The organism is Nocardioides sp. (assembly GCF_034670285.1).
In the GTDB taxonomy this organism is placed as follows: Bacteria; Actinomycetota; Actinomycetes; order Propionibacteriales; family Nocardioidaceae; genus Nocardioides.
The window spans coordinates 1-13612 of the sequence record NZ_JAXMNS010000039.1 but is presented as its reverse complement, the minus strand read 5'-3'; the positions used below and the strand labels follow the sequence as shown (position 1 = coordinate 13612).

Annotated in this window: 10 protein-coding genes; 2 read left to right on the top strand and 8 right to left on the bottom strand. The window is 71.1% G+C overall.

Features of this window, described 5'->3' with window-relative positions; translation table 11 throughout:
- From VOI19_RS03435 to VOI19_RS03400, 8 genes are all read right to left on the bottom strand, one after another.
- On the bottom strand, positions 1-493 hold a 493-nt coding region (locus VOI19_RS03435), incomplete at its 3' end, for an AAA family ATPase (RefSeq protein ID WP_323791560.1).
- Complete coding sequence (gene tmk, locus VOI19_RS03430; RefSeq protein ID WP_323791559.1) at positions 490-1146, bottom strand: dTMP kinase; 657 nt, start codon at positions 1144-1146, stop codon at positions 490-492. The genes tmk and VOI19_RS03435, both read right to left, overlap by 4 nt.
- Before the next feature lie 46 nt (positions 1147-1192).
- Positions 1193-3982, bottom strand: coding sequence for a type I DNA topoisomerase (topA, locus tag VOI19_RS03425; RefSeq protein WP_323791558.1), 2790 nt, complete (start codon positions 3980-3982; stop codon positions 1193-1195).
- 244 nt (positions 3983-4226) lie between these two features.
- Positions 4227-5363 carry a DUF2510 domain-containing protein gene (locus tag VOI19_RS03420; protein ID WP_323791557.1) on the bottom strand — a complete coding sequence of 379 codons (1137 nt, stop codon included), beginning with the start codon at positions 5361-5363 and terminating at the stop codon, positions 4227-4229.
- A gap of 72 nt (positions 5364-5435) precedes the next feature.
- Positions 5436-6911, bottom strand: coding sequence for a methyltransferase (locus VOI19_RS03415; protein ID WP_323791556.1), 1476 nt, complete (start codon positions 6909-6911; stop codon positions 5436-5438).
- A 97-nt stretch (positions 6912-7008) separates the two neighbouring features.
- Positions 7009-7776 (bottom strand): cyclase family protein, encoded by a 768-nt coding sequence (locus VOI19_RS03410; protein WP_323791555.1) that lies wholly within the window; start codon positions 7774-7776, stop codon positions 7009-7011.
- Positions 7777-7877: 101 nt separating this feature from the next.
- Complete coding sequence (locus VOI19_RS03405) at positions 7878-10178, bottom strand: sodium-translocating pyrophosphatase (RefSeq protein ID WP_323791554.1); 2301 nt, start codon at positions 10176-10178, stop codon at positions 7878-7880.
- Positions 10179-10367: 189 nt separating this feature from the next.
- Complete coding sequence (locus VOI19_RS03400; RefSeq protein ID WP_323791553.1) at positions 10368-10700, bottom strand: STAS domain-containing protein; 333 nt, start codon at positions 10698-10700, stop codon at positions 10368-10370.
- Positions 10701-10895: 195 nt separating this feature from the next.
- Here VOI19_RS03400 and VOI19_RS03395 point away from each other — a divergent pair, with 195 nt between their 5' ends.
- Positions 10896-13247 carry a DEAD/DEAH box helicase gene (locus VOI19_RS03395; RefSeq protein WP_323791552.1) on the top strand — a complete coding sequence of 784 codons (2352 nt, stop codon included), beginning with the start codon at positions 10896-10898 and terminating at the stop codon, positions 13245-13247.
- Between the two features lie 18 nt (positions 13248-13265).
- Complete coding sequence (locus VOI19_RS03390) at positions 13266-13577, top strand: hypothetical protein (protein ID WP_323791551.1); 312 nt, start codon at positions 13266-13268, stop codon at positions 13575-13577.
- Positions 13578-13612: the final 35 nt, after the last annotated feature.

The window sequence follows — 13612 nt, the reverse complement described above, 5'->3', positions numbered from 1 at the left end:
AACGTGAACGGATCGTGGGGAGCACGTCCTCGACGGTCGGGGCGCACAGCATCCAGACCGTGTGACGGGTCGGCTCCTCGATCGCCTTCAGCAGCGCGTTGGCCGCCTGCTCGGTGAGCCGGTCGGCATCCTCGACGATGATGATCTGCCAGCCCCCGCCGGCGGGTCGCAACGCCGACTTGCGCACCAGGTCGCGCACCTCGGCCACGCCGATCGACAGCTTCTCGGTGCGGATCAGGGCGATGTCGGCGTGGCTGCCGAGGATCGCTGTGTGGCAGGCGTGGCAGTCGCCGCACCCGGCCTGCTCGCACTGCAGCGCCGCGGCGAACGCGATCGCCACGTTGGAGCGGCCCGAGCCGGGCGGTCCGGTGAAGAGCCAGGCGTGCGACATGCCGCGTCCACCGGCCGCCGGCCAGAGGACGTCGATCGCGCGGTGCTGCCCGACGAGGTCGGCCCAGACCCCTTGTGCGGCGATCTCGCCGGCGACGCTCATCGGGCGGCCCGGTCAGCCTGGCCGAGCAGGGGCTCGAGGGCGTCGCGCACCCGGGCGGCGATCTCGTCGACCGAGGCACGGGCGTCGAGCACGAGGTAGTGGTCGGGGTCGTCCTTCGCCATGGCCACGAAGGCCTCGCGCACGCGTTGGTGGAAGTCGAGCGACTCGCCCTCGATCCGGTCGCGCTCGGCGAAGCGGCCCAGGCCGGCCTCCGGCTCGAGATCGAGGACGACGGTCAGGTGCGGCCGCAGGTCGCCGGTCGCCCATCGAGCCACCGCCTCGACCTCGGCGACGTCGAGGGAGCGGCCGGCGCCCTGGTAGGCCAGGGTCGAGTCGACGTAGCGGTCGGTGATGACCACCTCGCCGCGCGCCAGCGCAGGCAGCACGAGGGTCTCGACGTGCTCGGCCTTGTCGGCGGCGTAGAGCAGGGCCTCGGTGCGGTCGGCGAGCACCCCGGTCTCGGGGCTCAGCACGATGCGTCGCACCTCGCGCCCCACGGGGGTGTCGCCGGGCTCGAAGGTCAGGCGTGGCGCATAACCCTGGTCGCTCAGCCAGTCGCGTAGCAGCGCCGACTGGGTGGACTTGCCCGATCCCTCGCCACCCTCGAAGCAGACGAAGACACCGTGCGGCGCGTAGACGGGTCCGGAGGTCACGTCGCAGACGGTACCGGCACCGGCCGACACCGTCCCGCGCGCCCGGTCAGGCTTTCTTCGCAGCGGCCTTCTTCGTCGTCTTCTTGGCGGCCGACTTCTTCGTGGCCGTCTTCGCCGTCTTCTTGGCCGCGGTCTTCTTCGCCGCAGCCTTCTTGGCAGGCGCCTTCTTGGCCGTCTTCTTGGCGGCCTTCTTGGCCGGACCACGGGCACGACGGTCGGCGAGCAGCTCGGCGGCACGCTCGGTCGTGATCTGCTCGACCGAGTCGTCCTTGCGCAGCGTCGCGTTGTACTCGCCGTCGGTGACGTACTCGCCGAAGCGGCCCGACTTCACCACGATCGGCTGGCCCGAGACCGGGTCGGCGCCGAGCTCCTTGAGCGGCGGGGCAGCCGCGGCGCGGCCGCGTTGCTTGGGCTGGGCGTAGATCGCGATGGCCTCGTCGAGGGTGACCGTGAAGAGCTGGTCCTCGGTCGTGAGCGAGCGCGAGTCGGTGCCCTTCTTCAGGTAGGGCCCGTAGCGACCGTTCTGCGCGGTGATCTCGACCAGCTCGGTCGTCGCCGGGATCTCAGCGCCGTCCTCGCCGGTCTTCGCCTTCACCTCGACCTCCACCTCGCCCACGACGCGCGGCAGCGACAGCAGCTTGACGGCATCGGCCAGCGTGATGGTGTCGAGCGACATCGACTTGAAGAGCGAGCCGGTACGCGGCTTGGCCTTCTTGGGAGCGTCCTCGGGCAGGTCCTCGGTGACGTAGGGGCCGTAGCGACCGTTCTTCGCCACGACGCGCAGGCCGGTCTCGGGGTGCGACCCGAGCTCGATCTCCTCGCCCGCGGGATTGGCGAAGAGCTCGGCGCACTTCTCCATCGTCAGCTCGTCGGGCGGCAGGTCGTCGGGCACGTTGGCCCGCTTGCCGGCCGGGTTGCCCTCGTCGTCCGGGCCCTCGAGGTAGGGGCCGTAGCGACCCACGCGCAGGCTGATGCCGGCCTCGGGATCGCCGATCGGGAAGGTCGCGTTGTCGCGGGCGTCGATGTCGGCGAGCTCGGTGACCAGCGTGTGGAGGCCGGGCACGTCGTCGGAGCCGTAGTAGAACTCGGTGAGCTCGGCGACGCGGCGCTTGCGGCCGCCGGCGATCTCGTCGAGCACGTCCTCCATCTCGGCGGTGAACTCGTAGGAGACGTGGCGCGGGAAGTGCTCCTCCAGCAGCCGGATCACCGAGAACGCCAGCCAGGCCGGCACGAGGGCCGAACCCTTCTTGTAGACGTAGCCGCGGTTGAGGATCGTGCCGATGATCGAGGCGTACGTCGAGGGGCGACCGATCTCGCGCTCCTCGAGCTCCTTGATCAGCGTCGCCTCGGTGTAGCGGGCCGGCGGCTTGGTCTCGTGACCGTTGGCGCTCAGGCTCGCGGCCGACACGGAGTCGCCCTGCTCGAGGTTGGGCAGGCGGGTCTCCTGGTCGTCCTTGGCGCCGTCGTCGTCGGTGCCCTCGACGTAGGCCTTGAGGAAGCCGTGGAAGGTGATCACGCGACCGGAGGCCGAGAAGACGACGTCCTCGCCGGTCGTCGCGGCGCCACCGACGCGCACCGAGACGCTCTGCCCGACGGCGTCCTTCATCTGCGAGGCCACGGTGCGCATCCAGATCAGCTCGTAGAGCCGGAACTGGTCGCCGGTCAGGCCGGTCTGCGCCGGGGTGCGGAACGACTCGCCGGCCGGACGGATCGCCTCGTGCGCCTCCTGGGCGTTCTTGACCTTGGAGGCGTAGGTGCGCGGGGTGTCGGGGAGGTACTCGGCGCCGTACAGCTCACGCACCTGCGAGCGGGCGGCCTCGACCGCACCACCCGACAGCGTGGTGGAGTCGCTACGCATGTAGGTGATGAAGCCGTTCTCGTAGAGCCGCTGGGCGACCGACATCGTCACCGACGCGCTCATGCCGAGCTTGCGGCTCGCCTCCTGCTGCATCGTGGTGGTGCGGAAGGGGGCGTACGGCGAACGGCGGTAGGGCTTCGACTCGACCGAGCGGACGTCGTACGACGAGTCGGCCAGCGCTGAGACGAGGGACTCGGCGCGCGTGCGGTCGAGGTGCACGACCGAGGCGCCCGCCTTGAGCAGGCCGTCCTGGCCGAAGTTGGAGCCGGACGCGACGCGGGTGCCGTCGAGCGAGTAGAGCTTGGCGGGGAACATCCGCGCCTCGTGCTTGGACCCGGCGTCGAAGGTGCCCTCGAGGTCCCAGTAGGAGGCCATCTTGAACTTCATCCGGTCGCGTTCCTTGTCGACGACCAGGCGGGTCGCGACCGACTGCACGCGCCCGGCGGACAGGCCGGACATGACCTTCTTCCACAGCACCGGGCTGACCTCGTAGCCGTAGAGGCGGTCGAGGATGCGGCGGGTCTCCTGGGCCTCGACGAGGTCCATCGCGATGTCACGCGGGTTCGCGGCGGCCTCGAGGATCGCCGCCTTGGTGATCTCGTGGAAGACCATCCGCTTGACCACGACGTCCTTCTTCGGCTTCAGCTCGTCGAGCAGGTGCCACGCGATGGCCTCGCCCTCGCGGTCCTCATCGGTGGCGAGGTAGAGCTCGTCGGCGTCCTTCAGCAGCGACTTCAGCTTGGTGATGTGCGACTTCTTGTCACGCGGCACGACGTAGTAGGGCGTGAAGCCGTCCTCGACGTCGACCGCGAGCCGGCCCCAGGACTTGTCCTTGATCTTGGCCGGGGTGTCCGCGGCGTTGTTGGGGAGGTCGCGGATGTGACCGATGGAGGACTCCACGACGTAGCCGTCGCCGAGGTAGCCGCCGATGGTGCGGGCCTTCGCCGGGGACTCGACGATCACCAACTTGTGTGCCACGAACTGGTCACTTTCCTTACTGCTGAGTCACTGCGGGGTGAGCGCGAGATCCGCCGGGTGACGCATCTCGAAGCGGAGCATGCCGTCCGAGAAGGTGCTCACGGCCGATCACGGTAGCGCGTGGTGTCCAGACCCCGATGGTCGCTGGGTGGTCGCTGGGTGGCCGCTGGGTGGCCGCTGGGTGGTCAGTGGACACCCGCGACACCTCGGCGACCGTTCCCCCGAGGTCGCCCCGAACCCCGCCTCAGGGCACGCGTAGCGACTCGACGGCGGCGTCCTGCTCGTCGAGCATCGCCCGGTCACCGATGGGCACGACGCTGAGGAACAGCCCGTAGGTCGCCTCGTCGCCGGTGTCGACGACGACCACCTTGATCACGTCACCTTCGACGGTCAGGGCGGGGTCGTCGATCCGGACCTCGTGGGTGAGCTCCCAGGCGGAGCGGCCGTCGAGGACGACCTCGGTCGAGCCGAGCTCGGCGAGGCCGCTGATGCTGGAGTAGAAGGACGTCGACTGCGTGACGCAGGCCGCCACGACCTCGGCGGCCTGGGCCGGGGAGTCGAACCCGTTGGCACGGCTCAGGGCACCCGCGGCGTAGACCGCCACCCAGCCACTCGTCTCGCTCTGCTCGACGAGCTTGGAGCGGGCAGTGACGCCGTCGGCGAAGGTGAAGGCCGCGGCCTGCTCGAGCACCGGGGCGAAGTCGCCGGGGACCCACACCTCGATCCCCCCGCCCGCCAGGGCTTCCTCCTGGGGCGCTTCGACCCCGCGGTCGGGGAGTCCCCCGGAGCACTGCTCGACGGTCGGGTCGAGCGGCTCGACGGGCACCCCCACCGCGGGCTCCTCCGGTCCAGGCTCGGGGGCGGGCACCGCCGTGGAGGGGTCGAGCGTCGGGTCCTCGGCGGCCGGGGTCGCGCTGGTCGAGGACGGCTGGTCCGACGACGCCGCGCCGGCGTCGTCCTCGATCAGGTCGCGCACCACCACGAAGGACGCGACGCCGATCAGCAGCGTCGCGAGGATCGCGAGCAGGAGCAGGAGCAGCGTGCGCACGGGTCGTCGGCGCTTGTCGGCCTGCTCGGCCTGCGCGGCCTGCTCGCTCATCGCGGGCAGCGGGGTGCCGTATGCCGGGGTCGACGGTCCCGGGGGTGGCGGAGGCGGCGGTACGGCGCCTGCCTCACTGGACTCGGGGTCCGTGGGCCGCAGCGGCCCGATGGCCGCGGTGTTCTCGAACCCGCCGGGCGGAGGCGGCGGCGTAGGCGTGGCCCCTCCGGGCGGCGGGCCGTAGGGGTGGTCGGCCAGCGTCTCGCCCCAGCGGCCGCCGTCCCAGTAACGGAACGCGCCGGGGTGACCTGAGGGATCGGGGTACCAACCTGCAGTCGCCACGAACCCGAGGCTACTCCCGCCGGACCGCGAGTCGGCGCGTGTACGCGCCGACTCGGCATCGCCGGGGTGCGATCAGGGAGCTGAGAGCAGGAAGCCCTGCGCCACCAGGTCACGCACGACCGGCAGGTACGACGTCTCGAGGTCGGCGACGTCGCGCTCGAGGATGCTCGCCAGGGCGCCGAAGATCTGCCCGACGCTCAGGTCGCCGTCGCAGGCGCCCACCAGCGCGGCCTCGACGGTGTCGACCTGCCGCGCACGCCGCAGTCCGCGCTGCTGCCGCAGCACGATCGTGGAGGGGTCCTCGGCGCCGACCTGTCCGGCGCTCTCCTGCAGGACGTCCTCGCGCGTGACGAGGAAGCTGTCGAGGGTGATCGCGCCGGGCTCGGCCAGGCCCCAGTCACGGATCGCCGGTGCGATCGGCTGCTCGACGTCGTAGGGCCACTCGAGCAGCTCGAGACGCCGCCCGGCCGGGGCCGCCGATCGATCGGAGGCGTGCAGGTTGATCCAGCCGAACCCGATCGCCTCGATCCCCTGCTCGTCGAACCACGACAGCCACGTGTCGTAGCGGTGGAGGTAGTCGGGGGCGCCGTGCTGTCCGGCGTCCTTGAGCCAGAGCTCGACGTAGGCCGCAGGGTCGAGCACCTCGCGCTGCACGACCAGCGCGTCGTGCTCGGGGGAGAGCCACTCAGCGAGTCGCTCGTCCCAGGGACGGTCGACCGAGATCACCCAGTTGGCCAGCACCTGGCACCAGCCGCCGGGGTTGAGGTGGGTGGGAGCAGCCCGCACGATGTCCTCGACGACCCGGTCGCCGGGCAGGCCCGAGTCGCGGTAGACCAGCCGCTCACCGGTCGCAGGCGAGATCACGAACGGCGGGTTGGTCGCGATCAGGTCGAACCGCTCGCCGCGCACGGGCTCGAAGAACGACCCGTCGCGCACCTCCACCACGTCGGCGACGTCGTTGAGGACGGCGTTGAACCGGGCCAGCGCGAGCGCGCGGGCGTTGACGTCGGTGGCGACGACCCGCTCGGAGTGGCGCGCCAGGTGGAGGGCCTGGACCCCGCACCCGGTGCCGAGGTCGAGCGCGGAGCCCACCGGCTCGCGCAAGGTGAGCTGAGCCAGCGACGTCGAGGCCGGGCTGAAGCCGAGCACGTGGTCGCCGCCGACGCGCTGCGGACCGCCGTCCAGCCCGGGCGTGAGGTCGCTGACGACCCACAGCGGCTCGTCGTCGTCGGTGCCGTAGGGCCGACAGTCCAGGCGCGCGGCCACCTCGCTGACGCTCTGCTCGAGCAGGCCGGCCACGGCGAGACGGTCGACGAGCCCCGGCAGGGCCGCCTCGGCCAGGGCTGCGGGCACCGGGGTCTGCAGGAGGAAGAGCCGCACCAGGGTCTCGAGCGTGCTCCCACCCGTCGTACGACGCAGGCCGGGCGTCGTCTCGTTGCGAGCCAGCGCGTCGTGGGCGCGCGCGCCGAGGACCTCGGCGACGCCGTCGTAGGTGAAGTCGGCGGAGAGCAGGGCCTCGCGCAGCGGGGCGGCCAGAGCAGGATTCATCGCAACCTCAGCGGTAGTAGTCGGTCAGGGCGGTCCGTCCGCGCGGTCCTCGGCTCTCGCGGGGCATGTCAATCAGTGTGTCAGCGTCGAACGACTCTCACCGCGGGTGGATGGCGAAGGCCCGCGCCGGGAAGCCCGAGCCGCCCAGGGGCTTGGGCCAGGACGCGACGATCAGCGCTCCTGCCTCGGGCACCTCGTCGAGGCGCGCCATCAGCTCCAGCTGCCACAGGTCGGCCTCGAGCACGAGCAGCTCGAGGCCGTAGTCACCCGCCGAGGTGGAGGAGCCGGGGTCGGTGTCGGTCTGCTCGTGGCCCACCGCGACCACGCCCACGCGCTCGATGAGGTCCTCCAGCACCTCCCGCGACCAGCCGGGCACATGACTCGCACCGTCGTCGCCGAGGTTGGTCGTCGCAGCAGCGTCGGGCCACCGCTTCCACCAGTCGGTGCGCAACGCGACGAAGCAGCCCTGTGGCATCGGGCCGTGGCGCTCCTCCCAAGCCGCTACGTCGGCCAGCGTGGGCGTCGCGTCCGGGTCGGCCGCGACCCGCTCGGAGATGTCGAGCACCACCAGCGGCAGGATCATCTGCTCGACCGGCACCTTGTCGAGCGTGCGACCGCCCTGCACGAAGTGCGACGGCGGGTCGACGTGGGTGCCCCACTGTCCGACGAGCGTGTAGCGGTGCACGTTGAAGCCGGCACCCTCGGCCATGTCGAAGACCTGCGACCGCTCCTCGTCAGGGAACTGCGGGAAGTGCGGCTGCCCGGGACGGAAGGCGTGGGTGAGATCGGTGTAGACGTGGTCGGCGAGGAGCCGGCGCTGCAGCTCCCACAGCGGCTGGGCGGGCCGGGGTGATGGATGGGTCATGGGCCCAGGCTCGCACGAAGGCGTGTCGTGCCGGCGCCGAGACGACGTCGACCCGCCGCAGCTGCGACGGGTCGACGAGGTGCTGCTGGTCGCTACAGGGATCAGGCAGTGGCCTGCTGGACCGGGACGTCGTCCCCGAGGTTCGACTCGCGACGCTTCGACACCACGACGGCCGCGGCGATGATCGCCACGGCCAGCAGGGCGATGAAGATGCGCAACGCGTCGTTCTGGTCGTCGCCGACGCTCAGGCCGACGACCGCGCTCGCGATGAGCAGCGAGACGAGGTTCATCACCTTGATGAGCGGGTTGATGGCCGGACCGGCGGTGTCCTTGAACGGGTCGCCGACGGTGTCACCGATGACGGTGGCCTCGTGGGCCGGCGAGCCCTTGCCGCCGTGGTTGCCGTCCTCGACGAGCTTCTTGGCGTTGTCCCACGCACCGCCCGCGTTGGCGAGGAAGACCGCCATCAGGGTGCCGGTGCCGATGGCGCCGGCGAGGAAGCCGGCGAGCGCCGTCGCCCCGAGGCCGAAGCCCACCGCGATCGGGGCCATCACGGCCAGGATGCCGGGTGCGACCAGCTCGCGGAGCGAGTCACGGGTGACGATGTCGACGACCTTGCCGTACTCCGGTCGTCCGGTGCCCTCCATGATGCCGGGGATCTCGCGGAACTGGCGGCGCACCTCGTAGACCACCGCGGCAGCCGCTCGCGCGACCGCGTTGATCGCGAGGCCGGAGAACATGAAGACCACGCACGCGCCGAGGAGCACGCCGACGATGACCGCGGGGTTGAAGACGCTGAAGTCGAGCAGGTAGAACTCGTCAGCGCCGACGTTGGCTTCCTCGAGCTTGTCGAAGACCGTAGTGGCGTAGGACCCGAACAGTGCCGTGGCCGCGAGCACAGCGGTGGCGATCGCGATGCCCTTGGTGATCGCCTTGGTGGTGTTGCCGACCGCGTCGAGCTCGGTGAGGATCAGCGCGCCCTCCTCGCTCACGTCGCCCGACATCTCCGCGATGCCCTGGGCGTTGTCGGAGACCGGGCCGAAGGTGTCCATCGCGACGATGACGCCGACGGTGGTGAGCAGTCCCGTGCCGGCCAGGGCGACCGCGAAGAGCGAGACCGTCAGCGCGGCACCACCGAGCAGGTAGGCCCCGAAGACGGCGGCACCGATGACCAGCGTGGTGTAGACAGCCGACTCGAACCCGACCGAGAGGCCGGAGAGGATCACGGTCGCGGCGCCGGTGAGCGAGGTGCGTCCGACTCCCTTGACCGGCTCGTACTCCGTGCCGGTGTAGTAGCCGGTGAGCGCCAGGATGCCCGCAGACATCACGATGCCGATCACGACCGCTGCCGAGGCGATGAAGCGCGGGTCGCCCTCGAAGACGGCGAACTCGGCACCGAACTCGGCGAAGTCGCCGGGCAGGTAGAGGTAGGACAGGACGATGCTCGCCAGGGCTGCGATGCCCGAGGAGAGGTAGAACGACCGGTTGATCGTCGTCAGGCCGTTCTCGCCGGCCTTCGGTGTCGTGAGGTAGACCCCGGCGACCGCCGTCAGCGCGCCGATGGCGGGGATCAGGAGCGGGAAGACCAGGCCCTTGTCGCCGAACACCTGCGAGCCGAGGATGAGCGCGGCGACCAACGTGACGGCGTACGACTCGAACAGGTCGGCGGCCATGCCTGCACAGTCGCCGACGTTGTCACCGACGTTGTCGGCGATCGTCGCGGCGTTGCGCGGGTCGTCCTCGGGGATGTTCTGCTCGACCTTGCCCACGAGGTCGGCGCCGACGTCGGCGGCCTTGGTGAAGATGCCGCCACCCACGCGCATGAACATCGCGAGCAGTGCGGCCCCGAAGCCGAAGCCCTCGAGGACGTCGGGCGCGGAGTCCTGGAAGAACAGCACGACCAGGCTGGCCCCCAGCAGGCCGAGGCCCACGGTGAGCATCCCGACCATGGCACCGGTGCGCAGCCCGATCTTCATGGCGGGCTCCCGCCCGGTGGTCTCGGCCGCGGCGGCCACGCGCAGGTTGGCACGGACGGCGAGATTCATGCCGAGGAAGCCGACTGCTGCCGAGAAGCCGGCGCCGACGATGAAGAACACCGAGCGGAAGATCCGCACCGTCAGGTCGTCGGCCGGCAGCACCAGCAGGGCGAAGAACGCGATGGCCGCAAAGATGGCCAGCGTCCGGAACTGCCGGGTCAGGTAGGCATTCGCGCCCTCCTGCACCGCCTGGGCGATGTTCTTCATGTTGTCGGTGCCTTCGGCGGCGGCCAGCACCTCGTTGCGGAACAACGCGGCCATCCCGAGCGCGCCGAGCGCGATCAGGGCGACGACGATGACCAGGACGAGATTGCCACCGGAGACTTCGACAGCGAGCGGGGCGACTGCAGAGATGGAGCCTGCCATCTACTTCCTCCTGCGCTTGGAGTGGGTCACGCGAGGTCGGATGTGACCTACGTCATGTCCGAACGCAGCGGAGTTTACGCAGACGGAGGCTCAGCGCAAGCACACGTCGTGACGTGGGCCACACGCGTGTCGTGCGAGGAGGAGGGCCCCAACGAGCCCTGGCGAGCCCTGACGAGCCCTGACGCGCCCTCAGGCGAGGGCGGCCTCGGTGCTCTCGTGGATGACGAACACCTTCGCCAGCCCGGTGATCCGGAAGATCTTGAGCAGGCGGTCCTGGTTGCAGATCAGGTGCAACGAGCCGTCATGGGCCCGGACCTTCTTGAGTCCGCCGACGAGCACACCCAGACCGGTGGAGTCGAGGAACTCGACCGCCGCCATGTCGATGACGAGGTGATAGGTGCCGGCCGCGACGAGCTCGGTGATCTTGTCGCGCAGCTTGGGGGCGGTGTAGACGTCGATCTCACCGGCGACAGCAACGATGGTGCGCCCATCGACGTCGCGTGTTTCCAGAGTCAGGTCCACGTGGTTCTCCCGGAGGCGCTGTGCAGGTGGCGGCAGGTGGTGAGGGCCATTCGTATCAGCAGCGGGACGCACACAGCCCGCTACCCAGCCTGGGGTATCAAACCATGGTCCACGGCGCCCGTGCACGCCACCACGTCAACAACCGGCAGATCGGGTCGCGTCGCGGGTGTCGGTGCGCCTTGCCACAATCGACCCATGCCCTCGTCCACCGCCTCCCGCCAGGTGGCCGACCTGCTGCATCGACTCTCCGCCGTCCCCGGTCGCGACGGTCGGCTCACCCATGTCGAGCGCGTGCCCGCCCGGGAGCCGCGGGTCAGTCCGTGGCCGGAGTGGGTCGACCCCGACGTACGCCGCGCCTTCACCGAGCGCGGCGTCGCGCAGCCGTGGAGCCACCAGGTCGAGGCGGCCGAGGCGGCGTGGGCCGGGCAGCACGTGATCGTCTCGACGGGCACCGCCTCGGGCAAGTCGCTCGCCTACCAGCTCCCCGCGCTGAGCGCCGCCCATGGCGCGCGCGACCGGCACGGTCGACGGGGCGCCGCGACCCTCTACCTCTCCCCCACCAAGGCGCTGGCCCACGACCAGCTCTCCTCGCTGCTCGAGCTGGGCCTGCCCGTGCGCCTCTCCACCTGCGACGGCGACAGCAGCCGCGACGAGCGCGACTGGGCGCGCGCCCATGCCGAGTACGTCCTCACCAACCCCGACATGCTCCACCGCTCGATCCTTCCGGGGCACGAGCGGTGGTCCGGCTTCCTGTCCTCGCTGCGCTACGTCGTCATCGACGAGAGCCACCACTACCGGGGGGTCTTCGGTGCCCATGTCGCCCACGTCCTGCGACGCCTGCGGCGGGTGTGCGCGTCGTACGGCGCCACCCCGACGTTCGTGCTCGCCTCGGCCACCACCGCCGAGCCGGCCCTCACCGCCTCCCGCCTCACCGGGCTCAACGTCCGCGCCGTCACCGACGACGCCTCGCCGCGCGGCGAGCTGACCCTCGGTCTGTGGGAGCCGCCCCTCACCTCCTTCACCGGCGAGAACGGCGCGCCCGTGCGGCGGGCCGCGAGCTCGGAGACCGCCGACCTGCTGGCCGACCTGGTCGCCGAGGACGTCGCCACCCTCGCGTTCGTGCGCTCGCGGCAGGGCGTCGAGCAGGTCGCGCTGACTGCTGCCGCACTCCTGGAGGAGGTCGAGCCGGGGCTGGGCGGCCGGGTGGCGTCCTACCGCGGCGGCTACCTGCCCGAGGAGCGGCGTGCCCTGGAGTCGTCGTTGCGTGCCGGCGAGATCACCAGGCTCGCCGCCACCAACGCCCTCGAGCTCGGCATCGACATCCACGGCCTGGACGCCGTCCTCATTGCAGGCTTCCCGGGCACGCGTGCCGCCCTGTGGCAGCAGCTCGGACGAGCCGGCCGCGGCGCCCAGGACGCGCTCGGGCTGCTCATCGCCCGCGACGACCCGCTCGACACCTACCTCGTGCACCACCCCGAGGCGCTGCTCGGCCGACCGGTGGAGGCGCAGGTCTTCGACCCCGACAACCCGCACGTGCTCGGCCCTCACCTGTGCGCCGCCGCGCAGGAACGCCCCCTGACGTCGGCCGACCTGCCCCTCTTCGGACCGCGTGCCCGTGAGGTCACCCTCGCCCTGACCGAGGCCGGCCTGCTGCGGCGCCGGGCCGCCGGCTGGTACTGGACCGACCGGCACCGCGCGGCCGACCTCACCGACATCCGCTCGGCCGGCGGCGCGGCCATCTCGCTCGTCGAGTCCCACACGGGCCGCGTCATCGGCACCGTCGACGGCAGTCGCGCCGACGGCACCGCCCACACCGGCGCGGTCTACCTGCACCGCGGCGAGACCTGGCTCGTCGACGACCTCGACCTCGACGACCACGTCGCCACCATGACGCGGTGCGCCCCCGGGTTCCCCGGCTACACCACCTCGGCTCGCGAGATCACCGACATCACCATCACCGCCGAGCGCGACCACCAGGACTGGGGACCGTGCCGGCTCTCCTTCGGCGACGTCGAGGTGTCGCACCAGGTCGTCTCCTACCTCAAGCGGCGCCAGCCCTCCGGAGAGATCATGGCCGAGGAGCCGCTCGACCTGCCCGAGCGCGCGCTGTCGACGTCAGCCGTCTGGTGGACGGTGCCCGACGACCTGCTCGCCGCCGCGCTCCCGCCCGGGATCGACCTGCCGGGGGCCGCGCACGCGGCGGAGCACTGCGCGATCGGCCTGCTGCCGCTGTTCGCCACCTGCGACCGCTGGGACATCGGTGGCGTCTCGACCGCACGACATGCCGACACCGGCGTGCTCACGGTCTTCGTGCACGACGGCCACCCGGGCGGCGCAGGCTTCGCCGAGCGCGGCTACCGGGCCGCACGCGAGTGGCTCACCGCGACCCGGGAGGCGATCGTGTCGTGCGCCTGCCCCGAGGGGTGCCCCTCGTGCGTGCAGTCACCCAAGTGCGGCAACCAGAACAACCCCCTCGACAAGCAGGGAGCAGCGGCGTTGCTCGGCCTGCTGCTCGCCTCCGGCGAGCCCTCCACGACGGAGCCGTGACGCAGTAGCCTCGGCCCCATGCTGATCCTGGGACTGCTGGTCATCCTCGTCGGAGTCGTGCTGATCCTGCTCGGCGTGTTCGCCACCGAGGTCAACTCGCTCAACGGCGCCGGGCAGGTCGAGTTCGTCGGCATCGACGTCAACGCCACGACCCTGTTCATCCTCGGGCTCGTGGCCGGCGTGGCGGTGCTGACGGGCCTGGCGGTCGCGCGCTACGCCATCCGGCGCCAGATGAAGCAGCGCAAGGAGAACAAAAAGATGGAAGAGCTCTCCGAGAAGCTCGAGCGCGCCGAGGCCGAGCGCCGCCGCGACCTCGACAACGACCGCTGACCCTCCTCCCGCACCTAGCTTCGGGCGGGGCCGGC

Excerpts from the sequence above, each read along its gene's own strand:
- VOI19_RS03415 (WP_323791556.1), bottom strand. The coding sequence starts at position 6,911 with ATGAATCCTGCTCTGGCCGCCCCGCTGCGCGAGGCCCTGCTCTCCGCC.
- VOI19_RS03410 (WP_323791555.1), bottom strand. The coding sequence starts at position 7,776 with ATGACCCATCCATCACCCCGGCCCGCCCAGCCGCTGTGGGAGCTGCAG.
- VOI19_RS03405 (WP_323791554.1), bottom strand. The coding sequence starts at position 10,178 with ATGGCAGGCTCCATCTCTGCAGTCGCCCCGCTCGCTGTCGAAGTCTCC.
- VOI19_RS03395 (WP_323791552.1), top strand. The coding sequence starts at position 10,896 with ATGCCCTCGTCCACCGCCTCCCGCCAGGTGGCCGACCTGCTGCATCGA.
- VOI19_RS03390 (WP_323791551.1), top strand. The coding sequence starts at position 13,266 with ATGCTGATCCTGGGACTGCTGGTCATCCTCGTCGGAGTCGTGCTGATC.